General features: G+C 58.7%; 26 protein-coding genes and 1 pseudogene. 14 read left to right on the plus strand and 13 right to left on the minus strand.

Features of this window, described 5'->3' with window-relative positions; translation table 11 throughout:
- Positions 1 to 158: 158 nt before the first annotated feature.
- Genes RLCC275e_RS25560 through ccoN form a run of 5 tightly spaced genes read right to left on the minus strand, consistent with a single transcriptional unit; the run spans position 159 to position 3747 of the window.
- Positions 159 to 344, minus strand: a complete 186-nt coding sequence (locus RLCC275e_RS25560) for a hypothetical protein (protein WP_033183461.1) — start codon at positions 342 to 344, stop codon at positions 159 to 161.
- 11 nt (positions 345 to 355) lie between these two features.
- Positions 356 to 1219, minus strand: a complete 864-nt coding sequence (gene ccoP, locus RLCC275e_RS25565) for a cytochrome-c oxidase, cbb3-type subunit III (RefSeq protein WP_033183462.1) — start codon at positions 1217 to 1219, stop codon at positions 356 to 358.
- Between the two features lies 1 nt (position 1220).
- A complete protein-coding gene (locus RLCC275e_RS25570; RefSeq protein WP_017969139.1) occupies positions 1221 to 1373 on the minus strand; it encodes a CcoQ/FixQ family Cbb3-type cytochrome c oxidase assembly chaperone in 153 nt (50 codons plus the stop codon).
- Between the two features lie 8 nt (positions 1374 to 1381).
- Positions 1382 to 2116 carry a cytochrome-c oxidase, cbb3-type subunit II gene (ccoO, locus tag RLCC275e_RS25575; protein ID WP_033183463.1) on the minus strand — a complete coding sequence of 245 codons (735 nt, stop codon included), beginning with the start codon at positions 2114 to 2116 and terminating at the stop codon, positions 1382 to 1384.
- Positions 2117 to 2124: 8 nt separating this feature from the next.
- Positions 2125 to 3747, minus strand: a complete 1623-nt coding sequence (gene ccoN, locus RLCC275e_RS25580) for a cytochrome-c oxidase, cbb3-type subunit I (protein ID WP_033183464.1) — start codon at positions 3745 to 3747, stop codon at positions 2125 to 2127.
- Between the two features lie 229 nt (positions 3748 to 3976).
- Between ccoN and RLCC275e_RS25585 the strand changes: the two genes are divergently transcribed.
- The 3 genes from RLCC275e_RS25585 (at position 3977) to RLCC275e_RS25595 (ending at position 7291) form a co-directional block, all read left to right on the plus strand.
- Positions 3977 to 4708: a Crp/Fnr family transcriptional regulator gene (locus tag RLCC275e_RS25585; RefSeq protein WP_033183465.1), complete on the plus strand. Its 732-nt coding sequence runs from the start codon at positions 3977 to 3979 to the stop codon at positions 4706 to 4708.
- A gap of 27 nt (positions 4709 to 4735) precedes the next feature.
- The gene (locus RLCC275e_RS25590; RefSeq protein WP_033183466.1) at positions 4736 to 6661 is read left to right on the plus strand and encodes a hybrid sensor histidine kinase/response regulator; all 1926 of its coding nucleotides are present in this window, start codon (positions 4736 to 4738) and stop codon (positions 6659 to 6661) included.
- A 171-nt stretch (positions 6662 to 6832) separates the two neighbouring features.
- Entirely contained in the window at positions 6833 to 7291 is a 459-nt protein-coding gene (locus tag RLCC275e_RS25595) for a pseudoazurin (RefSeq protein WP_033183467.1), read from the plus strand.
- A 134-nt stretch (positions 7292 to 7425) separates the two neighbouring features.
- Here the strand turns inward: RLCC275e_RS25595 and RLCC275e_RS25600 are convergent, their stop codons facing one another.
- Together RLCC275e_RS25600 and hemN are read right to left on the minus strand one after the other, a co-directional pair.
- A complete protein-coding gene (locus RLCC275e_RS25600; RefSeq protein WP_033183468.1) occupies positions 7426 to 7920 on the minus strand; it encodes a hypothetical protein in 495 nt (164 codons plus the stop codon).
- A gap of 297 nt (positions 7921 to 8217) precedes the next feature.
- Positions 8218 to 9570 (minus strand): oxygen-independent coproporphyrinogen III oxidase, encoded by a 1353-nt coding sequence (gene hemN / locus RLCC275e_RS25605; protein WP_033181328.1) that lies wholly within the window; start codon positions 9568 to 9570, stop codon positions 8218 to 8220.
- 290 nt (positions 9571 to 9860) lie between these two features.
- Here hemN and RLCC275e_RS25610 point away from each other — a divergent pair, with 290 nt between their 5' ends.
- Positions 9861 to 10211: a hypothetical protein gene (locus RLCC275e_RS25610; protein WP_033181327.1), complete on the plus strand. Its 351-nt coding sequence runs from the start codon at positions 9861 to 9863 to the stop codon at positions 10209 to 10211.
- A 94-nt stretch (positions 10212 to 10305) separates the two neighbouring features.
- On the opposite strand, the gene RLCC275e_RS25615 is transcribed toward RLCC275e_RS25610, so the two are convergent.
- Positions 10306 to 11058: a Crp/Fnr family transcriptional regulator gene (locus tag RLCC275e_RS25615; protein WP_033181326.1), complete on the minus strand. Its 753-nt coding sequence runs from the start codon at positions 11056 to 11058 to the stop codon at positions 10306 to 10308.
- A 124-nt stretch (positions 11059 to 11182) separates the two neighbouring features.
- Between RLCC275e_RS25615 and RLCC275e_RS25620 the strand changes: the two genes are divergently transcribed.
- The 4 genes from RLCC275e_RS25620 (at position 11183) to RLCC275e_RS25635 (ending at position 15050) form a co-directional block, all read left to right on the plus strand.
- Complete coding sequence (locus RLCC275e_RS25620) at positions 11183 to 11908, plus strand: response regulator (RefSeq protein ID WP_033181325.1); 726 nt, start codon at positions 11183 to 11185, stop codon at positions 11906 to 11908.
- A 290-nt stretch (positions 11909 to 12198) separates the two neighbouring features.
- Positions 12199 to 13281 (plus strand): alcohol dehydrogenase AdhP, encoded by a 1083-nt coding sequence (adhP, locus tag RLCC275e_RS25625; protein ID WP_033181324.1) that lies wholly within the window; start codon positions 12199 to 12201, stop codon positions 13279 to 13281.
- Between the two features lie 381 nt (positions 13282 to 13662).
- Complete coding sequence (locus tag RLCC275e_RS25630; protein ID WP_245496289.1) at positions 13663 to 14472, plus strand: universal stress protein; 810 nt, start codon at positions 13663 to 13665, stop codon at positions 14470 to 14472.
- A gap of 119 nt (positions 14473 to 14591) precedes the next feature.
- The gene (locus tag RLCC275e_RS25635) at positions 14592 to 15050 is read left to right on the plus strand and encodes a pyridoxamine 5'-phosphate oxidase family protein (protein ID WP_033181323.1); all 459 of its coding nucleotides are present in this window, start codon (positions 14592 to 14594) and stop codon (positions 15048 to 15050) included.
- A 48-nt stretch (positions 15051 to 15098) separates the two neighbouring features.
- Here RLCC275e_RS25635 and RLCC275e_RS25640 read toward each other — a convergent pair whose 3' ends face one another.
- Entirely contained in the window at positions 15099 to 15932 is an 834-nt protein-coding gene (locus RLCC275e_RS25640) for a universal stress protein (protein WP_033181322.1), read from the minus strand.
- Positions 15933 to 16056: 124 nt separating this feature from the next.
- Between RLCC275e_RS25640 and RLCC275e_RS25645 the strand changes: the two genes are divergently transcribed.
- Together RLCC275e_RS25645 and RLCC275e_RS25650 are read left to right on the plus strand one after the other, a co-directional pair.
- Positions 16057 to 17658, plus strand: coding sequence for an MBL fold metallo-hydrolase (locus tag RLCC275e_RS25645; RefSeq protein WP_033181321.1), 1602 nt, complete (start codon positions 16057 to 16059; stop codon positions 17656 to 17658).
- Between the two features lie 18 nt (positions 17659 to 17676).
- On the plus strand, positions 17677 to 18042 hold the full coding sequence (locus RLCC275e_RS25650) for a hypothetical protein (RefSeq protein WP_033181320.1): 366 nt from the start codon (positions 17677 to 17679) through the stop codon (positions 18040 to 18042).
- A 113-nt stretch (positions 18043 to 18155) separates the two neighbouring features.
- Here RLCC275e_RS25650 and RLCC275e_RS25655 read toward each other — a convergent pair whose 3' ends face one another.
- Positions 18156 to 18980: a universal stress protein gene (locus tag RLCC275e_RS25655; protein WP_033181319.1), complete on the minus strand. Its 825-nt coding sequence runs from the start codon at positions 18978 to 18980 to the stop codon at positions 18156 to 18158.
- 211 nt (positions 18981 to 19191) lie between these two features.
- A complete protein-coding gene (locus RLCC275e_RS25660; RefSeq protein ID WP_246723439.1) occupies positions 19192 to 19563 on the minus strand; it encodes a hypothetical protein in 372 nt (123 codons plus the stop codon).
- Between the two features lie 201 nt (positions 19564 to 19764).
- Here RLCC275e_RS25660 and dnaE2 point away from each other — a divergent pair.
- Positions 19765 to 20222: pseudogene (gene dnaE2 / locus RLCC275e_RS25665) on the plus strand (error-prone DNA polymerase); the annotation flags it as partial.
- A gap of 104 nt (positions 20223 to 20326) precedes the next feature.
- On the opposite strand, the gene RLCC275e_RS25670 reads toward dnaE2, so the two are convergent.
- Positions 20327 to 20620, minus strand: coding sequence for a type II toxin-antitoxin system RelE/ParE family toxin (locus tag RLCC275e_RS25670; protein WP_033181317.1), 294 nt, complete (start codon positions 20618 to 20620; stop codon positions 20327 to 20329).
- A 2-nt stretch (positions 20621 to 20622) separates the two neighbouring features.
- Positions 20623 to 20901 (minus strand): type II toxin-antitoxin system ParD family antitoxin, encoded by a 279-nt coding sequence (locus RLCC275e_RS25675; RefSeq protein WP_082229760.1) that lies wholly within the window; start codon positions 20899 to 20901, stop codon positions 20623 to 20625.
- 477 nt (positions 20902 to 21378) lie between these two features.
- Here RLCC275e_RS25675 and tnpA point away from each other — a divergent pair, with 477 nt between their 5' ends.
- The 3 genes from tnpA (at position 21379) to tnpC (ending at position 23744) form a co-directional block, all read left to right on the plus strand.
- A complete protein-coding gene (gene tnpA, locus RLCC275e_RS25680) occupies positions 21379 to 21768 on the plus strand; it encodes an IS66-like element accessory protein TnpA (RefSeq protein ID WP_033184618.1) in 390 nt (129 codons plus the stop codon).
- Positions 21765 to 22118 carry an IS66 family insertion sequence element accessory protein TnpB gene (gene tnpB / locus RLCC275e_RS25685; protein ID WP_033184617.1) on the plus strand — a complete coding sequence of 118 codons (354 nt, stop codon included), beginning with the start codon at positions 21765 to 21767 and terminating at the stop codon, positions 22116 to 22118. The genes tnpA and tnpB overlap by 4 nt, the downstream gene beginning before the upstream one ends.
- A 69-nt stretch (positions 22119 to 22187) precedes the next feature.
- Positions 22188 to 23744 carry an IS66 family transposase gene (tnpC, locus tag RLCC275e_RS25690; protein ID WP_033184616.1) on the plus strand — a complete coding sequence of 519 codons (1557 nt, stop codon included), beginning with the start codon at positions 22188 to 22190 and terminating at the stop codon, positions 23742 to 23744.
- The last annotated feature ends 4 nt before the right edge of the window (positions 23745 to 23748 follow it).

A 23748-nucleotide genomic window follows, 5' to 3' on the forward strand; every position in this document is an offset into this window, starting at 1 on the left:
CCCGCCCTTGTCCCATCTGCCGCGCATCCGTTCCTTGATGCAAATCAAGAGGGAAGGCCTTCACGCGAAAGGAAAAGGCCACGCCCTGGAGTGAGGGCGTGGCCTGGAGGAGCTGCGGGGGAACAACCACCGCTGGGACGTCCTCGACAAGTCTACAGCTAGCGGCTTGTCTGCTCGTGGTCTTTGAGGCAGGTCGAACTGACGATCGAACTGCCGATCTTTGCCGGGTCGTCCTGATCGGACGGTGGCGGTGTGGCCTTGGCGCGCGCCGACACACGTGATCGTATGGTAGCGCGCGGCGTGCCATAGAGATCGAGGATCGGGTTGTGGCCGTGAGCTGCCATGGCTTTTCTCCTCACGTCCCGCCGCCAAGCGAATGCACGAAAATGGTAAGTTCCTTGACCGTCGTATCGCCGAGACGCCCTGCCCAGGCAGGCATGACGCCATGCTTGGGAGCGGCCACCTGACGGATGATCGCATCCTCCCCACGTGCCTTCAGCCAGATCGCATCGGCGAGATCCGGCGCGCCCATTTCGGCTTTTCCTTTGGCGTCGTTGCCGTGACATGCGGCACAGTTATCGACGAAGACCTGTTTTCCTGCCTCTGCGAGACCGGGGTCCGACGGTGTATTGGTCAGTCCCCAGACGTAAGCCGCGACCTGCCTTGTCTGGACGGGATCCAGAACATCGGCAAAGGGCGGCATCTCGGAAGCATGAGTGTCCGTATCCCCGTCGAAGCGAATCCCATGGGCGATCGTCGCCTGGATGGCATCGAGGTCTCCGCCCCACAGCCAATCGTCGTCGTTGAGGTTCGGAAATCCCGGGCGGCCGCTTGCTCCCGAGCCATGGCACGGCGCGCAGTTCACCTTGAATGCAGACGCGCCGCCGGCGACCGCGAATTCGCGAAGGGCAGAATCGGAATCGATCTCGTGCACCGTCTTGGCGGCGATCAGATCATGAAGTGTCGTCTGCGATGCTTTGGCCTGATCCAGGTTCTGCTGCAGCTCGGCGCGGCTGGAAAAGCCCAGCACACCCTTCGTGGCGTCGGTCATCATCGGGATCGCGGGATATGCGATCGCATAGCCCAACGCCCAGACAATGGTGGCGTAGAAGGTCCACACCCACCAGCGGGGCATCGGATTGTTGAGTTCGCGGATGCCGTCCCATTCATGTCCGGTCGTTTCGACGCCGCTAAATTCATCGATATGTTTTTCCGACATCTCAATCATCCTTCAAGGGAATATCGGCGGCCTCTTTCGCCGTTTGCTTGCTGCCTGGGCGAAGGGTGAAGACAACGACGCCGACGAAGAATGCCGCCATTGCCAGGAGGCCCCAGCTGTCGGCGAAGTGTCTCATTGCAGTATAGGTTTCCATGGATCACCTCATCGGTAGCCGGTCGCGTCGTCGTAGGTCGAGAAATCGACCAACGTTCCGAGCATCTGCAGGTAGGACACCAAGGCATCCATTTCGGTCAGCGCAGCAGGATCGCCGTCGAAATCGCCGGTCTTCGCCTTAGGATAGCGGGCAAGCAGGGCCGGCGTATCTGCGTTCGGATCGGCTTGGGCCTTCATGTCGGCTTCCGCGTTCGCCAGCATGTCGTCGTTATAAGGCACCCCCACATCCTCGTTGGCCTTCAGGTCCATTCCCACGTCCTTGACCGTCACCCTCTGCTCTTTGAGGAAGGCGTAACTCGGCATGATCGACTCCGGCACGACTGCCCGTGGATCCGCGAGATGCTGGACATGCCATTCGTTGGAGTAGCGGGCGCCGACACGGGCCAGATCCGGCCCGGTTCGCTTGGATCCCCACTGGAAAGGATGATCGTACATCGACTCGGCCGCGAGCGAGTAATGGCCGTAGCGTTCGACCTCGTCGCGGAACGGCCTGATCATCTGGCTGTGGCAGAGGTAGCAGCCTTCGCGGATGTAGATGTTCCGGCCGGCCAGCTCGAGCGGCGTATACGGCCGCATGCCTTCCACCTTTTCAATCGTGTTCTGCAGGTAGAACAGCGGTGCGATTTCGACGATGCCGCCGATGCTCACGACGAGCAGCGAGCCGACGAGAAGAAGCGTCGCGTTCTTCTCGAGGATCTGATGTTTATCTAGTATCGATGCCATGTCTCACCTCATTCGGCAGGCTGTGCTTGGGGCACGAAAGTGGTTGGGATTGCAGCTTCGTCGCGCAGATGGCCGCGGATCGTCATGAACACGTTCCAGGCCATGACGAGACCGCCCGCCAGGTAAAGCGTTCCGCCGACCGCGCGCAGCACGTAGTAGGGGAACATCGCCGCGACCGTCTCCGCGAAGGAGTAGACGAGGAAGCCCTGGGAATTGTATTCGCGCCACATCAGCCCCTGCTGGATGCCAGCAACCCAAAGCACGGCGGCGTAGACGACGATCCCGAGGGTTGCGAGCCAGAAGTGCCAGTTGACCATCCGCAGGCTGTAGAGACGCTCGCGTCCCCATAGCTTCGGCGTCAGGTAGTAGATCGCCCCGAAGGTGATCATTCCCACCCAACCGAGAGCGCCGGAATGCACGTGGCCGATCGTCCATTCGGTATAGTGGCTGAGCGAATTGACGGTTTTCACCGACATCATCGGGCCTTCGAAGGTCGACATCCCGTAAAAGGCGATGGCGACGATCATCATACGGATGATCGGATCGGTGCGGATCTTGTCCCAGGCGCCCGAAATGGTCATGAGACCGTTGATCATGCCGCCCCAGGAGGGCATCCAGAGCATTACCGAGAAAACCATGCCGAGCGTCTGGGCCCAGTCGGGCAGCGCCGTGTAATGCAGGTGATGCGGACCGGCCCAGATGTACATGAAGATCAGCGCCCAGAAGTGGATGATCGAAAGCCGGTATGAATAGACGGGTCGGTTGGCCTGCTTCGGCACGAAATAGTACATCATGCCGAGGAAGCCGGCGGTGAGGAAGAAGCCGACGGCGTTGTGGCCGTACCACCATTGGGTCAGCGCGTCCTGAACGCCCGAGAAGACAGAATAGCTCTTGGAGCCCAGGAACGAGGCGGGAACCGCCAGGTTGTTGACCACGTGCAGCATCGCAATGGTGACGATGAAGCTGAGATAGAACCAGTTTGCCACGTAGATGTGCGGCTCTTTGCGCTTCAGGATTGTTCCAAGATATACTGCTAGGTAGGCGACCCAGACGATGGTCAGCCAGAGGTCGACGTACCACTCAGGTTCGGCATATTCACGGGCCTGGGTGATTCCGAGAACGTATCCGGTAGCAGCCATCACGATAAAAAGCTGATAGCCCCAGAATACGAACCAAGCCAGGTTGCCGCCGAAAAGACGTGCGCGACAGGTGCGTTGCACCACGTAGAACGACGTCATGATCAGCGCGTTGCCGCCAAAGGCGAAGATGACTGCCGACGTGTGAACGGGCCGCAGTCTTCCGAAATTGAGATAAGGGGCGACGTTGAGGTCAGGAAAGGCCAGTTGCAGCGCGATGATCACGCCAACCAGGAAGCCAACCACGCCCCAAAACACCGTGGCGATCAAGCCATACCGTATGACCTCGTCGAAATAGCCGGATATATCGACTTTGCGCTGTTGGCCCGCCGGCGAAAAATCAACGTTCCTGACCAGCAGAGCGGCCCCAACGGCGAGGCAGAAGCAAAGTATGCCCATATGGACCGCAAAGAGATGATCATGTGCGAATGCGGCTCCTAGCAGCGCTAGAAACGCCGCGACCGTGATCACCATCGTTTCCGTTGTGTAATTCATGATGTCGTCCCCAGTGCACAGACGACCGCGTCGCGGCCGGCTTTCTCCGCAGGACTGTCACGAAGCCGGGAATTGCTCCTTGATCTACATCAACGATCAGACAGTAAGACGGGTGCGGACCGCCGCCGTTACAAACTGTTACAAACTTTCACCCTTTGGCACCGGCCGCTCATTCCGGTGTGACGCAGGGGGCGTTCTAGTACACCTCGTGACAACGGGGGACACGTCGATGCTGATGCAGAAAAACCAAGCGTTCGAACATGCCGAAATGACGAGCGAGGCGATTCACGCCGGTCAATCTCTGTCAGCGCTCTTCCTCACCTCGGCGACGGAACTCGTCCCCGCCGGGAGAGCCATCTGCTGGGAGGGCGACGAGGCGAAACATCTTTTCCAGGTCGTAGAGGGGGTCGTTCGTCTTTATCGCATCGTCGGCGAAGGTCGTCGTGTGATCACCGCGTTTCAATTCGCCGGCGACCTCATCGGCGCATCGCTGCAAGGCGATTTCCTTTTCACAGCAGAGGCCGTTACCGAATGCAAGATTCGCCGCGTATCTCGGAAGAGCTTCCACGACGAAGTCGCCCGGTCGGATGCTCTTCACATCGCCTACATCTCCCTGCTCTGCCAGGAGACGGCCGCCGCACACGAACAGATGGTGCTGCTCTCGAAGAAGAATGCCGAGGAGCGCCTGTGCAGCTTCATCCTGATGCTCGCCTCTCGCCGCAATCCTCGGACGTGGCAGGGCCTGCTGCGCGTCCCCATGAACCGGCAGGACATTGCAGACCATCTCGGTCTGACCATTGAAACCGTGTCTCGCACAATCACCAGACTTGCATCCCGAAACGTCGTTATTCCCGAGGGCAGGCACGACTTGCGAATCGTCAATCTCGCCTGCCTGACGCAGTTATCCGGCGACGCTGATGATTTTTCGGATAAATCCTGTCATAGGGTCAACATGCACTGACGCAACGAAGCCGCAGGATCGACGTTCATGCCCCACCGCCTCGTATCGCCGAGAACCGTATCGTCCCACGAGCTGGATGCAATGGTGCACGTGCTGGACGGAGCTGATATCCTGATCCATCGGTTTGACGGAACCGTCACGCATTGGTCCATTGGCTGCGAGAACATGTATGGCTGGGCAAGAGAGGAAGCTGTCGGGGAGAAGGTGCACGAACTGCTGGCGACGCAGTTCCCCGAACCGGTGGAAAACATCCGCGACCAGCTGAAGTCGCGTGGCTTCTGGCAGGGTGAAATCATTCATCGTCACAAGAGCGGGCACGACATTCATGTCGCGTCACGCTGCGTGCTGGTCAATTTGCCGGATGGGGATCTTGCCGTCATAGAGACGAACAGCGATGTCAGCGCGTTGCGGCGAGCCCAAGAAGTGGTCAAATCCCGCGAGGCGCACCTGAGTTCGATCCTTGACACCGTGCCGGACGCCATGGTGGTGATCGATGACAAGGGAGTGGTGCTTTCCTTCAGCAAGGCCGCCGAGAAGCTGTTTGGAATGTCTTCAGACCAGATTTGCGGCCGCAACGTCAGCAACCTGATGCCAAACCCCTACCGCGATGCTCACGACGACTACATCAATCATTATCTCGATACGGACGAGAAACGCATCATCGGCTACGGGCGCATCGTCACCGGACAACGGGCTGACGGGTCCCAGTTCCCGATGGAACTGCATGTCGGCGAGGCGACGGCAAACGGAGAGCGGATTTTCACCGGTTTTGTCCGCGATCTCACCAGCCGTTACAAAATCGAGGAAGATCTTCGCCAGTCGCAGAAGATGGAAGCTGTTGGGCAGTTGACCGGAGGCATTGCGCACGACTTCAACAACCTGCTTACCGTCATCAGCGGCAACCTCGAAATGATCGAGGATAAGCTGCCACCCGGCAGCCTTCGTGAAATTCTAGGAGAGGCTCAGGCCGCGGCGGCGGACGGAGCGGTGCTCACGGCTCAATTGCTCGCTTTCGGCCGACGGCAGCCGTTGAATCCAAGGCACGCGGATCTTGGTCAGCTTGTGAGTGGCTTTTCGGATTTGCTCCGGCGAACGCTCGGCGAAGATATCAGGTTGTCGACCGTCATCGATGGATCAGGCCTGAATGTCCTTGTGGATAGCTCGCAGCTTCAGAACGCCATTCTGAACATCGCTTTGAACGCCAGGGACGCCATGCCCAAGGGCGGCAGTCTCACGACGACGATCTCGCGGGTCCATCTCGATGCCGACTATGCGAAAATGTCTCCGGAGCTGCGTAGCGGCAACTTCGTGCTCGTCTCGATGACGGATACAGGTTCTGGTATGACCGAGGAGGTCAGGCAGCACGCGATAGAACCATTTTTCACGACGAAGGACGTCGGCTCGGGCACAGGTCTCGGGCTCAGCATGGTCTATGGTTTCGTGAAGCAATCGGGCGGGCATCTCCAGCTTTACAGCGAGGTGGAGCGCGGCACGACAGTCCGTATATACCTCCCCGCCATCAATGGCGCCAAGCCTCAAGAGGCTGCACCGGACCACGGCTCCGACGAGAGCCAACTGCCGCAAGGGGACGAGGTGGTGCTGGTCGTTGAGGATGACGCCCGTGTCCGCCGCGTTGCCGTCGCCAGGCTTGCGTCGATGGGCTATACGGTGCGTGAAGCCGAAAACGGTCGCCGCGCCCTCGATCTCCTGAAAGAAAGTACCGACGTCGGGCTCCTCTTTACCGACATCGTGATGCCGGGCGGGATGACGGGTGACGAACTCGCAAGAGAGGTGCGTATTTTACGGCCGGACATTGCCGTGCTCTTCACGTCGGGATATTCCGAACCGGGTCTCGCAGGCAATGATACGGTTCCGGGCGCGCAATGGCTGCGCAAACCCTATACCGCAAAGGAGCTGGCGTTGCGGATCCGCGAGCTTCTCGACGCGAAATGACATCCAGGGAGGCAGTTCGTCTCGCCACCCGCCCATGCGTCCTGGCCCGCGCGAACGCGCGGAGTGCGCGCTTTTTCCCGCGTTTGACCAGAGTCAAAGAACCGGCGTCCAGCATGTCTTAGAAGATGTTCGCGAGGCTAAATCAGGCCTCGCAAAACAGGAGATATGCAAATGCGCTTGAAATTCGGTCTGATCGTTGCAACGGCAGCCCTGATCACTTCAGCTGCGCCGTTGATGGCTGCCGACCACCAGGTTCAGATGCTGAACAAGGGCACCGACGGTGCGATGGTGTTTGAGCCCGGCTTTATGAAGATTGCTCCCGGCGATACTGTCACGTTCATTCCCACCGACAAGAGTCACAACGTCGAGACGTTCAGGGGTCTCATTCCCGACGGCGTTTCTGAGTTCAAATCCAGGCCGAGCGAACAGTATCAGGTGAAGTTCGACATTCCGGGCGCATATGTCTTGAAGTGCACGCCACACGTGGGCATGGGCATGGTTGCATTGATCCAGGTTGGCGACAGTCCGGTCAATCTTGGGGCGATCAAGATCGCCAAGGTGCCGAACATGGTGCGCAAGAGGCTGGATGCCGACCTCGCGCAGATCACTCAGGCTCAGATCACCCAGTGATTGACCGACAGGTGCGGATGGCGGCGCTTGCGCGCCGTCCCGCACGATCAGAACCGTCATGTTCCGGCCCGCGGCAATGCTTCGTGATTGTCGACACGGCAGGTCTTTGGCAGCTCGCGGCCGCAGCGCGCTGCTCAGGCCGCTTCCGTTTGAGCTGTCGCATCGGGCGAACGCGACGCCGGATCACCGTCCATTGCCCGTCGAAGCAACCTGATGACCTCCCGTTCCGACTTGATATGCCTGCGCATCGAACAGCAGAACGAACGCAGCTGATATCCTATAGCTTCCCAGGAGAGCCGGCAGCGCCCCTCACTTAGAGTTTCCAGCGTGAAGACGACGTGCTGCCCCGCATCATGATCGAATAAACGACCGGCGTGCCGGCGTTCCCTTGCATCGGCAAGCTCTTCGACCTCCATGATCAATCCGAGTGCCGACGAGATCGATCGCTCTTCGAGCTGGTGCGTCGTCAGCAACAGCGGGATCAGACCGCGTGAAATACGGCCGCAAAGGCTTTCATCGATATGGCAAGGCAGAAAGTCGGCGATTGCCTGTAGCACGTCGCACCACGACATAAGCTGGTCATAGCAGCTTTCGAGTTCTTCGAAACTGTTCAGGATTGGGTTCTTCATCCGATTACCTCTGTAGCAACAAGCTGGCGAGCGATCGCCATGGCGGCGAGAACCGCGCTAGCAATGCCCATTCGTTCCAGGACACCGATCTGGCAGCAGTGATTGCAAACAGGACGATCACGGATGTTCCTCTCGATAACCCTGTCTGCGCACCAGTCATCACGGCCTCCTTTCACCTGAAACCTAGCCTGTCCGATCGGTGGACTCTTTGCGCTCGATCAAAGAGGTAGCGGGATACATCTCGCGACGATATTCCCGGTCCTGAAGGCGGGACGCCGAAAAAGGTTGGTTTCTCGATCAAGCGGCCTTGCTGTGCGTGCGGCCGTGCGAACCGAAATACGCGTCGAATGCCGCCGCAACGGCGCGGACCATGAACCGTGCGTCCTGAGACACGACAATCCGATCTCCGGAAATCGTCGCGACGCCATCGGCGACGAGTTCGTTGAGTCGATCGTTTCGTTCGAGGAGGAATTCGATGTCAAAACCCGACGCCTTGCTCAATCGTCCGAGATCAACTTCGAAATCACACATAAGCCGCTCGATTATTCTGGCTCGAAGCTTGTCCTCTTCTGTCAGAAGATATCCCCTGGCTGTCGGCAGGATGCCGGAAGCAACCCGCTCCTGATATAGACCCAATGGCACATGGTTCTGGATATAGCCGGTCGGCAACCGCCCAATCGCCGAAGCACCGAGGCCGATCAGCGTATCGCAATCATCCGTGGTGTAGCCTTGGAAATTCCTTCTCATCGTGCCGCTGCGCGCAGCGACCGCGAGTTGATCGTCCGGCAGCGCAAAATGATCGAGCCCAATGCGTGCATACCCGGTCTTTACAAGCTCTTCCGCGATGGCTTCGGCCTGCTCGTTTCGCTGTTTTGCACCAGGAAGCGACGCCTCATCTATGAGGCGCTGGTGTTTCTTGAAGGCCGGTATGTGCGCATAACCGAAAACGGCGAAACGCTCGGGACGCAGCTGTGCGGCCAGTCTGACGGTTTCGATGCAGGATTGCACCGTCTGTTTCGGAAGACCGTAGATCAAATCGAAGTTTATACTGGAGATGCCCACGGAGCGTAGCCCGCTGACCGCAATCTCCGTCTGCTCGAACGATTGCTTTCGGTTGATCGTGGCTTGCACGATCGGGTCAAAGCTCTGAACGCCGAGGCTTGCGCGATCGACACCGCTTTCGCCCAGCGCTTCGATCATCGGAACGGCCAATGTGCGTGGATCGATTTCAACCGCGATGCTCGCATCTGCCTCAAACCTGAAGGCGCTCCGCAGCTTTGCCATGATTGCGGCAAACTCCTGCGGCCTCATAATCGTCGGGGTGCCGCCGCCGAAATGAACGTTCTTTACGGGAACCTCGTTACCGGCAGCAAAGGATACAAGCTCGATCTCCTGGCTCATGACATCCAGGTATTCGCGAACCGGGCCATCCTGTCGGGTGATGCTCGTGTGACAACCGCAGTACCAGCACATCGAGCGGCAGAACGGGACGTGGAGATAGACGGAGACGGGTCCGGCTTTTTGAATGTTTGCGAGTCCCCTCGCATATTCATCCGGTCCCACAGTGGCTGAAAAGGCTGGCGCCGTTGGATAGCTCGTGTAGCGCGGGAACCGCGCGTCGCCATACTTGGCGACCAGACTGTCGGACATTGTCGCATCCTTTTACAAAAACAGGATGATTTATGAGGTCGAATTGCGCGACCTTCCTTGTTCTAAATCAATGTGGCGTCCACTCGTAACCGAGGTCCCACATAGATCCGGACGTTGCCCACCGCCGAATGGCGGCCGCTGATCCATTGACTTACAGGCGAACGCATATTGGCACACGCCGTCATGGCCATAAGCCCCAAGAGTTGTCGAACGGCAAATGATGCCGAGTTGACCGAGGTCAAAGTGTCATTGCACCGATGTCGTACCTTGGAAGGAACCTGGGAGCATCAATGGCTGGCAGCGGTTCATGCAACGCAGGATTCTGCTCGAGGGAGATGAAAGTGCAGCACGATGTCATCAACGCAAGCCTGAACGCGCAAGATAAGTCGGGGTGCATCGATGTGCGTTTCGGCGCAGACATGAAAACGGTCGTTGTCTCCAGGCGCGCACTGCTATCCGTAGCCTCGCCGCCTCGCGCAACCGAAGTCCGCTTTCTTCAGTACGTCGACGCGTTCTGTGAAATCGTGGCGAGCGGCCTTGGTTCAAAGAAGTCCGGCGGCGACGTGGTCCTGGTCACGGCAAACGACGTCCGCAGATGGCGCCGCGCGTGGCAATCGTCCGAAGTGGCAGCGGGGATATAAGCTGCACCGCGCGATGCCGCGTCATTTAAGCGCGTCGCGTGAATCTCATTCATGTGGCGCGCCACCAGGCACTCTGGCTTTCGTCATTTGGGGATCATTGGCGCTGCCTTCCGGCGTAAGCAATCAAGCCGCGCTCGTCGCTGTCATATTCATCATTATCGCCGGAGAGCTGTACGAGCGTCGCGTATTTCATGATGCGCACGCAATGCCGGCCGGCGGCCATCAGGACGCCCTTGTTGGTTAGCTTCGTCATCGTCCGCGACACGGTTTCGATCGTCAGGCCGAGATAGTCGGCCATGTCGAGCCGTGTCATCGGCAGCTCGACGATCGCACTGGACCGGCAATGGCCTGGGTCACGGCGAAGCTGCTTCAACAGGAAGCTGCAGAGCCGCTCCTCGGCGTCCTTGCAGGACAGAAGCACCATCTGATCCTGAGCGGCGGCCATCTCGTCGCGAAGCCGGGCGAAGACTTCCGGCCGCAGCTCCGGCGAGTTGCTGACCTCAGCCTCGAAAGCCTTGCGTGAGAAGCGGCGAACCTTGGTATCGGTGACGGCCTCGGCGCTGTAGAGATAGTGGTTTTTCAACGATACGCCGACAATGTCGCCCGCATGGAGGAAATCGGTGATGACCCGCCGGCCATCGGAGATGATCCGGAAGATGCGCAGGTTCCCCTCAACAACTTCAAAGAGGTGTTTGGCGGCATCGCCCTCGAAGAACAGTGACTGGCCGGCGGCCAGATGTTCGACTGGCTGCTTTCTGAAAAGCGCCTGCAAGCAGTTCGGCTCGGAGCCGAAAAGCGCGCCGTTGGCGATTTCCAGAGCAGGGTGAAAACGGGTTGTGTGCAGCATGATCGTCCCTCTGTGCTGTCGATGAGGACAATTGACCGGCTTCTGGTGACACACCGATGCCGCGCGTGTTAAAGACGGTGCAATTCAGTAACAGTCTGTGACAGCACGGCTTGACGGATGGGCGATGGCAACACTTCAGCATGACGCGCATCTTCTCGTCGTCGACGACGATCCGCGCATTCGTCAGATGCTGACGCGCTATTTCGAGGACGAAGGTTACGCTGTCTCGTCCGCCTCCGATGGGATCGAGATGCGGGCGCGCATGCGCCAGCAGAATTTCGATGCTATCCTGCTCGACCTTGTCCTTCCCGGCGGCGCGGACGGGCTTGATCTTGCCCGCGAAATTCGTGCCCAATCCGACGTTCCGATGATGATGCTGACGGGCCGCGACGACGTCGTCGACCGGATCGTAGGTTTGGAAATCGGCGCCGACGATTACATCGCCAAACCCTTCCACCTTAGAGAAGTCCATGCTCGGCTGAAGTCGATCCTGCGTCGGCGGCAATCTTCGTCACGCAATGCCGAGCCGGTCAGCGAGGAAATCGTCGGTTTCGAGGATTGGAAGCTCAACCTCAGTCGTCGCCAGCTTCTCGATCCCGAAGGTGCGGAGATCGAAATGACGACCGGGGAATTCGACATGCTGGCGACCTTCGTGCGGCATGCCGGCCGGGTCCTTACCCGTGAAGTGCTGATGGATCTGACCCGGGGCCGAAATCTCGAAGCCTTTGACCGGACGATCGATGCCCAGATCGTCCGGCTGCGCCGCAAGATTGAGACCGATCCAAAGAGGCCGCAATTCATCAAGGCCGTGCGCGGCGTCGGCTACGTTTTCACCGCCAGGCTGGATTGACGGTTTCAGGAAATGGTGACGTTTGCTGCGGCCATCGTCAGTCCACCGATGACCTCGTGAAGCAGTTTCATCGCCAACATGTTCTGGCGCTCGGGATCGCGATCTCCTTGGCCTCCGCACGCCTCTGACCCGTCGAACGAGGCGGGATCAGGCCGGCGTGCGCTTAGGCCTCGATCGGCGTCAAGATTTGAACGCGGGCAACTCGAACGCCGTCGCGGGCCGCTTGCGATGGATCAATGCGCCGCCGGGCACCGTCTTCATCATCCCCGCCGAACAAACATCGTGAAAGGATGACGATCTTGACGAACAAGCTGATGAAGGCGGCGGTAGTGCGCGAATTCGGCAAACCGCTCGCAATCGAATGCGTGCCTGTGCCTGTACCCGGCCCAGGCGAAATTCTGGTGAAGGTCGTCGCATGCGGCGTCTGCCATACCGATCTGCACGCAGCCGAAGGCGACTGGCCTGTCAAACCGACGCCGCCCTTCATTCCAGGCCATGAGGCGGCCGGCATCGTTGCCGCCCTCGGTCCCGGCGTCACCGAATTCAAGGAAGGCGATGCCGTCGGCGTCGCCTGGCTGCACGATGCCTGCCTTCGTTGCGAATATTGCGAAACCGGCTGGGAAACGCTTTGCGAACACCAACACAATACCGGCTACAGCTGCAACGGCGGCTTTGCCGAGTACGTCATCGCCTCCGCCGCCTTCGCCGCCCGCCTTCCCCAAAACGTCAACTTCGCCGAGATCGCGCCGATCCTCTGTGCCGGCGTCACGACGTACAAGGGCCTGAAGGAAACCGAGGCGCGGCCAGGTGATTGGGTGGCGATTTCGGGTGTCGGCGGTCTCGGTCATGTCGCGATCCAATATGCCAAGGCGATGGGCTTCAAGGTGGTCGCCCTCGATGTCGCCGCCGCCAAGCTCGACCTCGCCCGCCAGGTCGGCGCCGATCTCGCACTCAATGCACTGTCCGAAGACACAATCGAGAAAGTGCTGAAGGTGACAAGCGGCGGCGCGCATGGGGTGCTTGTCACCGCCGTCTCACGGCCTGCTTTCTCGCAGGCACTCAGCATGGTGCGTCGCAAAGGCACCGTCAGCCTTGTCGGTCTGCCGCCGGGCAACTTCCCGATGCCGATCTTCGACGTGGTGCTGAAACGCATCACCGTGCGTGGTTCGATCGTCGGAACGCGCCGTGACCTCGATGAAGCGCTCGCATTCGCCACCGAAGGTCGTGTCCGGGCCGAGATCGCCAAGGCGCCGCTCGATGATGTCAACGATATCTTTGCCGGTCTGAAGGCGGGAACCATCGAGGGGCGCATGGTGCTCGACATCGCCGGGCAGGCGAGCGCATTCGCGACGCAGAGACAGTCCGTTGCCTAGCCGGCCGCTGCGCAGATCCCCGCCGCCCCGGAAGCAGCGGGACATCGGCATTTCCGTCAGGCGCAGAACGGCTGTACCGTAACATGCGTTGATCATTGATGTCATACGGACGGCTGCGAGCGTTACCATGGTGACGCGCTGGCCGATGGGCAAAATGCCCTGTGCAGCTGCCCGCGTCCATGTCTGTTTGCCTCTTCAATTTTGACGTCGATCAAAGCATCCCACTTTCATCGACGCTACCTTCTTCCCAGTGGTTCGTCGCCAAATGCTCTGGAGTACGGTCGCCTGTGCCGTGCTCCTCTTCCTTCCTGCCGCTTGGATGGCAGCCGCCAGGAACCGCCGCACGCACCGGCGGCGACGGCCGCACTAGTGAAGGCGGGTGTGGCGTCAGCCTCTGACATTCCGACCGAGACCTTTCCTGAAGCACAAGAGTGGGAGCAAGACGACAAAATGCCGAAAAGCTTGTTCGGTTTCGTGCTCCTGATGGGTCGCCATCATCAGATCGCGATCGCCGCCCTTTCGATCCTCCTCTTTCTCGCCATGCGTGAAGAGCTCGAGGCGGTCGACACGCGACAACGTGAACTGCACGAGCGGATCATGCGACATGCGCCGTTCAGGAACCACGTCTCCTGGCAAACCAAGGCTGCGGATCCGGCGACGTTCGTTTTTGAAAATGCACGAACGGCCGACCTTATTGTCCTCTTTGATGTCGAAAAAGGTCAGGCACGCGATTACCGACGCACGGTCAACATACCAGACGTCCTGCTCTCGGTGGGGCGACCGGCGCTCCTAGCTTCGGCCTCCAAGGCTCCTCTAGAAGCTCAGACGATTGTGATTGCCTGGAAGGACGCCAAAGAATCGAGGCGGGCAATCGTCGACGCGATGCCTCTCTTGATCTTGGCACAAGACGTGGTCGTCCTTTCGATCGAGGAGAGCCACCCGATCGATGAGCAAGCGCTGAGTGATGTTGTTCGGTTTCTCACCCGCCATTCGGTTCCAGCCCGGAGCATTATCGAGCCGCGACAGACAGGCGATGTAGGGATGAAGATCATTGAAGCTGCAGATAGGCTCGCGGCAGATCTGATTGTCGCAGGCGCTTATAGCCATAGCCGATTTCGGGAGTGGGTCTTCGGAGGGGTAACCCGCACGCTGCTCGATCACAACGCCATCAACCGCCTTTTGTCGAATTAGCCGCATCTCCAAGGTGGGGAGAGTCTCGCCGCTTTGGAGCTTCAGTCATTGCGCTCTATCAACGACGGGGTGCAATCAGATGGTAATATATGAACTTGTCGCTGCAAGGAGGGCTACCGATGAGCTACACCCTAAAAGAACTGACGCAAGCAGAATGCTTCGCCATTCTTGAGCAGTCCCGGTTTGGCCACCTGGCCTGTTGCAAGGATAACCAACCCTACGTGGTTCCGATCTATTTCGCTTATGCAAAAGGTGCGATCTACAGCTTTTCAATGCTCGGTCGAAAAGTCGACTGGATGCGCACGAACGAAAACGTCTGTCTGCAAATCGACCAGCATGGCACGGGCAGGGGGTGGACGAGCGTCGTCGTCGAGGGGCGCTTCGAGGAGTTTCCGGATACGGATCTTTGGCATAATGAAAGGTTGCAAGCCTGGTCTTTGCTGCAAAAACACTTCGATTGGTGGGAAATCGGCGCGTTGAAGCCGCAGGCGCAGTCAACGGCCTCGGCGTCTGAGCACATATTTTACGGCATATTTGTTCGTGAAGTTACCGGTCGAACGGCGCTTCCGGTTGATTGACCGAAAACGCCGCCGAAGGATGCTCGGAGATTACCCCGGGCGTCTTGCTCAGTGGGCGAGGAACAGAGGAACGCTGGTTTCTCCCAGCATCGACTGCGTTACGCCGCCAAAAAGACGTTGCTGCAGTCGAGAATGATTATATGCGCCCATGACGATCATGTCGGCGGCGACATCAACGGCATGCTTGCGCAGCACCTCATCGACGCGACGACCGCCGCTTGCGACGCAATCCACATCAACCTTGACCCCGTGCCGTGCCAGAAAGGTGGCAACGTCAGCGCCTGGTTCTTCGCCATTCGCTGATGATGATGCCTGTGGGTCGACGAGGGTAACATGCACCGATTCAGCAGCCTGTAGGAACTCGATCGACTGACGTGCCGCGCGCGAAGCCTCGTCGCTGGAGTCCCAAGCCAGCAGGATCGCTTTTGGAGCAAGCCCGACATTGGTCTTTTTTGGGTTGATCAGCATCGGTGTCGGCGACCGGAACAGGGCGCCATCGATAACCCTGCGCCGAAGTTCTTCGTCACGGGCGGCTTGAGGGCCGACAAGGACGAGATCGGCATATAGTGCCCGCTCTGCAATATCTTCATCCGCCCAGGCGAATTCGGTATAGATCTCCTGCACCTCGAAAGAGGCCTCGCTCCTTGCGAGGATCGCTTTGATCTCGGAAGCCTTATCGGCCAGGCGATCGATTTCGCGCTGACGTTCTTCGATCCAGACCGTCGAGACAACCTCGTAGGAACCGATAGGGGGCGCTGTGCCCATCGAAATCGCCATTGCGGTGAGATGGGCACCGTGGGTTTCGCAAAAGTCGATGGCGCCCTTCAGGTCTTCATCGAAGTGATTGACGCCGAGGACACTCAAAACAGTTTTGATGGTCATAACCAGTTGCCTCTCTTGTTGGAATTGACCAACCCTAATCTTCCTTGCTCTCCCATTCATTGATCTGACGCAAAGCGGGCAGTGTTCCCGCCGGCTAGGATGCTTGAACAATCGAGGGCAGGCCATGTCAGATCCAGTCTTGTATTTTCACGGCGCAGCCGGATCAGTCACCGGCTCCTGCTTTGTTTTGGAATATCGTGGTGTTCGAACCATGATCGATTGTGGCCTGTTCCAGGGGGCGAAAACGGAGAAGGAACTAAACTACCGACCCTTCCCCTTCGAGCCGGCTGCCGTTGACGCGGTCATTTTGACCCACGCACATATCGATCATTCGGGGCTTGTCCCCAAGCTGGTGAAGGCGGGGTTTGGCGGACATATATACTGTACCGTCGCCACCTTGGACTTGTGCGCGATCATGCTCCAGGACTCCGGGCATATCCAGGAATCGGAGGTCGAGCAGCTCAATCGGCGCAATCGTTGGAGATCACGCGACATCATAGAGCCAATATACAATGCGGATGACGCGCGAGTAGCGATGACGCAATTTCAAGCCGTCGCTCATAAAGAATGGCACGAGCTTTCTGGCCACCTCCGGTTCCGGTTCTGGGACGCCGGCCATCTTCTCGGCTCCGCGTCGGTCGAGATCGAGCTTTCGGGAACGGATCGACCGATCCGATTGCTATTTTCGGGCGATATCGGTCCTCAGCATAAACTGCTCGAGGCTGCGCCTGAAGCGCCCCAGGGGTTCGACTATATCATCTGCGAAAGCACGTATGGCGATCGTGAGCGGGAGGAAGTTTCGGATGAAGCGCGGCGCGGGCTGCTTCGTGAGATTGTGCTGAAGGCGCATCATCCAAGCGGCGCTTTGCTGATCCCGTCCTTTGCAGTCGAACGAACCCAGGAGCTTCTGGCCGATCTCAACATCCTGATGGACGAAGGCAGTCTGCCGCGCTGTCCGATCGTAATCGACTCACCGCTCGCTTCACGTGCCACTGCGATATTCAAGCGTCACGCGCGCGCCATGGCGAATGGCAATTTGCTGGTCAAAGCGTTGAATTCGAAGAACGTGCGCTTCACGGAAACAGCAGAGCAATCGAAGGCACTCGACCTTCTCCGTGGCTTCCACATAATCATCGCGGCGAGCGGAATGTGCGAAGCTGGGCGTATTCGCCATCGGCTCAAGAACTGGCTTTGGCGCGACGAGGGCAGTGTTCTCATCGTCGGATTCCAGGCGGAGGGAACGCTTGGACGGTTACTCCAGGAAGGAGCGCGCACGGTCAAGATCCAAGGCGATGAAATCGTCGTGCGAGCAACCATTCGCTCTCTGGAGGCTTACAGTGGTCATGCCGACGCGACCGAATTGATGCAGTGGGTGGTAGCGCGGAAGCCAATTCGAACAGGATTGTTCTTGGTCCATGGCGAGGTAACTGCGCGCGACCAGTTGAAATCCCGTTTGGCTTTGGAGCAGCCGGATATCACGGTCTTCACCCCCTCGCTCGATGCTAGTTACCGCCTGACGAGGCAAGGCGCGGAACTCTTGGCTCCTGCTTCCTCGCGCCCGCGTCTTGCAGCACAAGAGGTTGGACATCCTGATTGGCACAATGAGTACCAGTCGTTCGTTATCGATTTGGAAGAGCGCTTGCGTCGCAGACCTGATCGAAAGGGACGAGCGGTGATCCTGCGTCGGGTGAAAAGAGCGCTCAACGATGAACCGATGGAAGACTGACGTAATGGGAGAACAATGATGTTGGTTACAGATCGTGACTGTCAGACCGGAGGAGCGCGATTTGCCGTGCCGACGCTCGGTGAAATCGACGGAAAACTTCTGGTTTCCGAAGTGATCGCTGTCAGCTGCCTGAGACAGCTTTTCGCTCACGCGAACGATGCCGTTATGCCTGCAATCAAACGCCGGATCAGGCGGTCGCTCGAAACCCGCTGCCAGGCGGAAAAACTCTGCCACGATGACACGGAAGCGGCGGTGGAATATGCTTTTCAGCTGGTGGAGGCGGCGGCCGAAGCGGCCGGCAGGAAGACGACAGTTTCATCAACGCCGGGCGGCTGCGAGACGATTCGTCGGCTAAGGGCGATGCATGGTCCTTCCGGTCGCTAGGCTTAGAAGGGAGAACATCCGGTGTCCATATGTTTCATGCGTTGACTGTTCTCGCGATACGAGTTCGGAGCCGATTGCTGCAAATTCGATTGTTGACGATGGCGTGGCAACGCTCAATGCGACAGTAGGATCGGCAGATTGATATTGGTCAGCACCGCTTGGGTAGCGCCGCCGAGCACGAATTCGCGCAGACGCGAATGGCCGAAACCGCCCATGACGAGAAGGTCTGCTCGCAACTCGAAGGCCTTGGACTGCAGCACCGTTCCGACCGGTTCGCCGCGCGCGCGCACGCGTGTCGCCTCCGCGACTACGCCGCTGTTCAGCAGATTCTCGATGAGATAATCGCCCGTCTCGTATTTCATGGGCTTCTCGTCGATGACCGAAAGCAGGCAGACCTTGGAAGCCCGCTCCAGGAAAATCGAGGCATCATGTGCCGCCCGTGCGGCAGCGCGGCTGCCATCCCAGGCGATGGCGACATGATCCATTCGGCCACCGAAAGGTGCAGACGGATACAGGATGAGCGGCCGACCGGATGCAAATAACACCGCCCCTACGATCGGACAGGAGATCCCGGCTGATTCCAGCAGCACGAGATCGTAGGCGCGCGATGCTTCCGCGAGCGCGTCGACGACGAAAGGCTCCGTAGTCTTGATCTCGCGCGTGCGTAGATCCACGCAAGCAGCTTTTGCCGCATCGACCGCCATCCGAGTCAGCGCCGAGGCACGCTTGCGACTGAGCGCCCCGGCATCCCGCGCCATCTTCGCCGCATCGATGATCAGCGACGACAGGGCATTGGAAACGTCGGGAACGGTAATCTCCACCGCACAGACGGTAAGCGTCGCCTGCACGTGGTGCGCAAGTGCGACGGCGTTGGCAATCATGAACTCCGACGTCGCATCCGGATAGGTGAGGAGTGGAAGAAAGAGGTGTTGCTTCATGCTAATCTCCAGACGGAAAGAGGCGAGACCTGATATTCGTCACAGTCGGGCACCGCCCTGGAAATATGAATTGACGTGCGTCAAAGATGGCGCCCATTCCCAATGGCGTCGGCGTTGATCGATGGGCATGTTGGCCCAATCTTATCGGGCCGGCACTTGCCTTCCAGCCGGCGCAAAGCATGGGCCCTTCAAGCCAAGTCATCGGGGTCGTTCACGGACGTTCGAGGTGGCCGTTGCGGGGCTCCGGCCACACTTTCGAGTTTTCACTCCGAAATCCACGCAACACTTGTCGGCTTGCTTTTGACATGATCTCCTTGCCGCCATGCAAGGAGATCATCTGCGCCAATTCGGATGCGCCCATCCGGTTCGAGTCGCCGCGTTCATATTTGGCGGACGCAATCCGGCTGAACAGATCGATATTTTCCTGAAGCCGGTTCTCGTCGCAACGTCGTGGTTCTGCGACCTCCAGAAGGGCTCCCCTGTCGATGACGACCATCTGATTTGCGCCGCCTGCATCCATCGCAAGCAACGCTTCGTCGCCGGACGACTTCATCATTCCACTGATTAGCTTTAATGACATCACTTTATCTCCGGACCGGTTGATCTCCCAGGAAAACCTGCCGCAGGAAAGCTCCTGGACTGCCTCGGCAAGTTGTTGGAAACCTTACCCCGGTTCGAAAAGCATTCCTTGATACACATCAAAAGAGATGGCTTGCCGAACGAATGGGAAGGGTGTGGCAGGATAGGGAACTGCGCGTGCGGCAGAACGCCTCGGGATGGTCCGCGCTGTCGGTTCTCGCTCGAGGAACTGACCTATCAATTTCCTGGAGAAGCGATTGTCCCAGGCAAGGACGCGCAAGCGTCTCTCGAGCATTATGTCAGGGAATGTGCGCCTGGGCGGTATCCGGAAGGTCTGCCGAACAGCGTTCTGAAAATCATCCGACACGAGCTCGACCTCATCCGGACTATGAAATACGCACCCTACTTCCTGATGGTGTTTTCTATCGTCCGTTATGCCCGCTCGCAAGGCATTCTCTGCCAGGGGCGGGGATCTGCCGCGAACTCGGCGTCTGTTACATTCTCGGGATCACGTCCATCGACCCAGAGACGAACGACCTGCTCTTCGAGCGGTTCGTTTCCCAGGAGCGCTACGAGCCGCCGGATATCGACGTCGACTTCGAGCACGAGCTCCGCGAGGAAGTCATTCAGTGGATCTACAACACCTACGCACATCAGAAGTCGCCTGCTCAAATGGGCTGCGAACTGAGCATAAGTTCCATAAATCTGCTTACGCCTGACACACGTGCCATCCGGGGTCTATATGAAGGGTCCCGTTAGCCCGCCGCTTATGCAATTTCTTTGGAGGATATCTTTCGGCGCCCGTGCAGGACGCGGACGATTTCAATGGCACTGCCACTGAGCCGATAAAGAGTCAGATACTCACCTGAGATGAGATGCCGAATGCCAGGCGCGATATCGTCGCGCGCAACTCCCGAGTAGGGGTGTCGGGCGAGATTGTCCCAGCGTGCTTCAATCGCGTCAAGAACACGGTCAGCTGCAGATATGTTGCCAATGGCCATGAAGGACCATATCTCGATCAGGGCCTCGTCCGCACGATTGGTTCGGATAACTGGAAGCATGGTTAAAGTTCATGTCTTGAAGATTTTAATCGTTCGCGCGCTGCAGCTTTTACCTCCGCCATTGTCCTGCGCGAACTTGGGCCGCTTTCGATGCCCTCCTGCACGAGCGCTCGCAGATCCTCGACGGTGTAGCCGAGCAAATCACGTCGCTCCTTCCACTCGCGGACGGCATCACGGATGGCTTCACTCGTCGATGCATATTCGCCAGCATCGACCGCGCTTCGCACAAAGCCCGCCATTTCGGATGTTAGTGCAATCGTGATTTTCTCGACCGTCGCCATAGTTTCCAGCCTCCGATTTAGCGCGGAAGGGTATGCGATTAGCGTACTGTACGCAAGTGATGACTATTGCATTCGGAGCAGCACACAACGCAGGCAACCGATTGATTATCCATTCCGTCCGAGCCAGCCCAACAGTGGTCGTAGGTTCGAATCTATTCAAGGCGGTCACTTGCCTTAGACGGCCCAGTAAGGAACGTATCTCGCGTTTCTCCTGCCCTGGTCCGGATCTGCCGGTGCGATGCGGCCGAGTTTGATCGATTCCGCGATAATTGCGGAAACTGCCTGATACTCTTCGGCCGGAAGCGAGAACCGTTCCCGGAGAGTTGCGTTGCTCATGTAATCGTGAGTTAGCCAGCGCAGAATACAATGAAAGAAGCACGCCCGCATTTTCTCCGTAACCGCTGTTCCACTCCCACATTGCTCGCTGCCGTCTAATCTGTGATCGGCTTTCCATGGATGAAGAACGGGAGTTTCTCCATGGAGACTACATTGGAGTTTCTCACAACCAGGAAGCCTGGACGTGAGGTTCACCGACATTGGCCGGACGAGGTCAAGGCGAAGATTGTTTCGGAAAGCTTGAGGCCTGACACGACAGTCAATGAAGTTGCGCAGCGCTATGGATTGCGAGCCAACAGCCTTTCCACCTGGCGGACGATGGCGCGGCAGGGCAAGCTGGTGTTGCCAGAGCCAGAAGACGCCGTCGAATTCGCGGCCATGGTTGTCGAGCCGCCGTTGCCTGTGCCGTCGAAGGTCAAAGCCGTTTCCCGTGCCGAGATCGTCGTTGGTCCGGTCACGATCCGCCTGGAGGAAGGCGCATCTGCGACCCGGATCGCTGCAATCGCTCGCGCCCTGGCGGCGGCGACATGATCTTTCCGTCAAACCTCGTCAGGATCATGGTGGCCACCAAACCCGTAGACTTCCGCAAGGGTCATGACGGCTTGGCGGCGCTGGTGAAGAATGAGCTGCACAAGGACCCGTTTACCGGAACGGTCTTCGTGTTCCGATCACGCAAGGCGGACCGGTTGAAGCTGATCTACTGGGATGGCTCCGGGATCGTCATGGCCTACAAACGGCTGGAAGAGCAGACGTTCACTTGGCCAGGCATCAAGGATGGATTGATGACGCTCACCCACGCCCAGTTCGAAGCTCTGTTTGCGGGCCTCGATTGGCGGCGGGTTCATGCCATACAGACGAGAACCCCGGAGGTCATCGAATAGCTGCGGCACGATGACTCAGGACTATAAATTCCAAAGGCAAAACGGGCTGGATTTTGGTAGGTTCTAGCCATGCTAGACGCCGCCGACCTTCCCGATGATGTTGCCGCCCTGAAGGCGATGCTGCTCGCAGCCCAGGCACGCGAGGCAGGCAAAGACGCCCAGATAGCCCGCAAGGATGAGCGGATCGAACGGCTTGAGAAGCTGGTCGCAGCGTTCAAGCAGGCAGCCTTCGGGCGCAAGTCTGAGAAGACCGATCCCTGCCAGTTTGATCTGGCACTGGAAGACCTGGAAACGGCCATTGCAGCGATCCATGCCGAGGATGAGGCGGACGTTCCTGCTGGAAACAGGATTGCCAAGGCACACGCGATCAATCGCGGCTCCCTTCCAAAGCACCTTCCCCGTGTCGAAGAGGTGATCGAGCCGGAAAGCCTAATCTGCGCCTGCGGTGGATGCCTGCATTGCATTGGCGAGGATGTCTCGGAGCGTTTGGACGTGGTCCCGGCGCAATTGCGCGTCATCGTCACGCGTCGTCCCAAATATGCGTGCCGTGCCTGCACCGACGGCGTCCTTCAGGCCCCAGCTCCAGCACGGCTGATCCAGGCAGGCCTACCGACCGAAGCGACCGTCGCGCATGTTCTGGTCTCCAAATATGCCGATCACCTTCCGCTTTACCGCCAGGCCCAGATCATGAGCCGCCAGGGTGTCGATCTCGACCGCTCCACGCTCGCAGACTGGGTCGGTCGGGCAGCCTATGAATTGCGGCCCGTCTTCGATGCACTGATTGCCGACCTGAAGCGCTCGACCAAGCTGTTCATGGACGAAACCCGTGCTCCGGTGCTTGATCCTGGCTCCCGCAAAACCAAGACCGGATACTTCTGGGCGCTCGCGCGGGATGATCGCCCATGGGGCGGCGGCGCTCCACCGGGCGTGGCCTTCACCTATGCGCCTGGTCGAGGAGGCATTCATGCAGAACGAATATTGCGGGGCTTCTCCGGTATCCTGCAGGTCGATGGCTATACCGGATACAACAGGCTGATCGCACCAGAGCGCGTTGGCCCGGACATTCGGCTTGCCTATTGTTGGGCACACGCCCGTCGCAAGTTGGTGGAGATCACCCACAACGGAATAGCACCGATTGCCGAAGACGGCGTCAAACGGATCGGTGAACTGTATCGCATCGAGGCCGAACTGCGCGGCCGTGATCCGCAGGTTCGTCTCGCTGGACGGCAGGAGCGGTCAGCGCCACTCGTCGCCGACATGCAAACCTGGCTTGTCCATCACCGTGCCCGTGTCTCAACCAAGTCCCCACTCGGCGAGGCCTTGGCCTACATTGCCAAATACTGGGATGGTCTGAAGCTCTTCCTGACCGATGGCCGCATCGAGATCGACAACAACAGTGTCGAGCGGACCATCCGGCCGATAGCCCTCAATCGTAAGAATGCGCTCTTTGCCGGGCACGACACTGGTGCTGAGAACTGGGCGACCATCGCCTCGCTCATCGAGACGTGTAAGCTCAATTCGGTTGATCCGCAGGCCTACCTGACCGCCACGCTCACCGCCATTGTCAACGGCCACAGGCAGAACCGGATTGATGAGCTTCTGCCGTGGCAGTATGCGGCAACGTAATCTG

The organism is Rhizobium brockwellii, from assembly GCF_000769405.2.
In the GTDB taxonomy this organism is placed as follows: Bacteria; Pseudomonadota; Alphaproteobacteria; order Rhizobiales; family Rhizobiaceae; genus Rhizobium; species Rhizobium brockwellii.

Coding starts and splice junctions, on each gene's coding strand:
- RLCC275e_RS25560 (WP_033183461.1), bottom strand. CDS start 344: ATGGCAGCTCACGGCCACAACCCGATCCTCGATCTCTATGGCACGCCG.
- RLCC275e_RS25655 (WP_033181319.1), bottom strand. CDS start 18,980: ATGAAGCAACACCTCTTTCTTCCACTCCTCACCTATCCGGATGCGACG.
- RLCC275e_RS25610 (WP_033181327.1), top strand. CDS start 9,861: ATGGCTGGCAGCGGTTCATGCAACGCAGGATTCTGCTCGAGGGAGATG.
- tnpB (WP_033184617.1), top strand. CDS start 21,765: ATGATCTTTCCGTCAAACCTCGTCAGGATCATGGTGGCCACCAAACCC.
- RLCC275e_RS25640 (WP_033181322.1), bottom strand. CDS start 15,932: ATGACCATCAAAACTGTTTTGAGTGTCCTCGGCGTCAATCACTTCGAT.
- RLCC275e_RS25650 (WP_033181320.1), top strand. CDS start 17,677: ATGTTGGTTACAGATCGTGACTGTCAGACCGGAGGAGCGCGATTTGCC.
- RLCC275e_RS25670 (WP_033181317.1), bottom strand. CDS start 20,620: ATGCTTCCAGTTATCCGAACCAATCGTGCGGACGAGGCCCTGATCGAG.
- RLCC275e_RS25590 (WP_033183466.1), top strand. CDS start 4,736: ATGCCCCACCGCCTCGTATCGCCGAGAACCGTATCGTCCCACGAGCTG.
- RLCC275e_RS25570 (WP_017969139.1), bottom strand. CDS start 1,373: ATGGAAACCTATACTGCAATGAGACACTTCGCCGACAGCTGGGGCCTC.
- tnpC (WP_033184616.1), top strand. CDS start 22,188: ATGCTAGACGCCGCCGACCTTCCCGATGATGTTGCCGCCCTGAAGGCG.
- adhP (WP_033181324.1), top strand. CDS start 12,199: ATGACGATCTTGACGAACAAGCTGATGAAGGCGGCGGTAGTGCGCGAA.
- ccoP (WP_033183462.1), bottom strand. CDS start 1,219: ATGTCGGAAAAACATATCGATGAATTTAGCGGCGTCGAAACGACCGGA.
- RLCC275e_RS25585 (WP_033183465.1), top strand. CDS start 3,977: ATGCTGATGCAGAAAAACCAAGCGTTCGAACATGCCGAAATGACGAGC.
- hemN (WP_033181328.1), bottom strand. CDS start 9,570: ATGTCCGACAGTCTGGTCGCCAAGTATGGCGACGCGCGGTTCCCGCGC.
- RLCC275e_RS25620 (WP_033181325.1), top strand. CDS start 11,183: ATGGCAACACTTCAGCATGACGCGCATCTTCTCGTCGTCGACGACGAT.
- RLCC275e_RS25600 (WP_033183468.1), bottom strand. CDS start 7,920: ATGAAGAACCCAATCCTGAACAGTTTCGAAGAACTCGAAAGCTGCTAT.
- ccoN (WP_033183464.1), bottom strand. CDS start 3,747: ATGAATTACACAACGGAAACGATGGTGATCACGGTCGCGGCGTTTCTA.
- tnpA (WP_033184618.1), top strand. CDS start 21,379: ATGGAGACTACATTGGAGTTTCTCACAACCAGGAAGCCTGGACGTGAG.
- RLCC275e_RS25635 (WP_033181323.1), top strand. CDS start 14,592: ATGAGCTACACCCTAAAAGAACTGACGCAAGCAGAATGCTTCGCCATT.
- ccoO (WP_033183463.1), bottom strand. CDS start 2,116: ATGGCATCGATACTAGATAAACATCAGATCCTCGAGAAGAACGCGACG.
- RLCC275e_RS25615 (WP_033181326.1), bottom strand. CDS start 11,058: ATGCTGCACACAACCCGTTTTCACCCTGCTCTGGAAATCGCCAACGGC.
- RLCC275e_RS25645 (WP_033181321.1), top strand. CDS start 16,057: ATGTCAGATCCAGTCTTGTATTTTCACGGCGCAGCCGGATCAGTCACC.
- RLCC275e_RS25595 (WP_033183467.1), top strand. CDS start 6,833: ATGCGCTTGAAATTCGGTCTGATCGTTGCAACGGCAGCCCTGATCACT.
- RLCC275e_RS25675 (WP_082229760.1), bottom strand. CDS start 20,901: ATGGCGACGGTCGAGAAAATCACGATTGCACTAACATCCGAAATGGCG.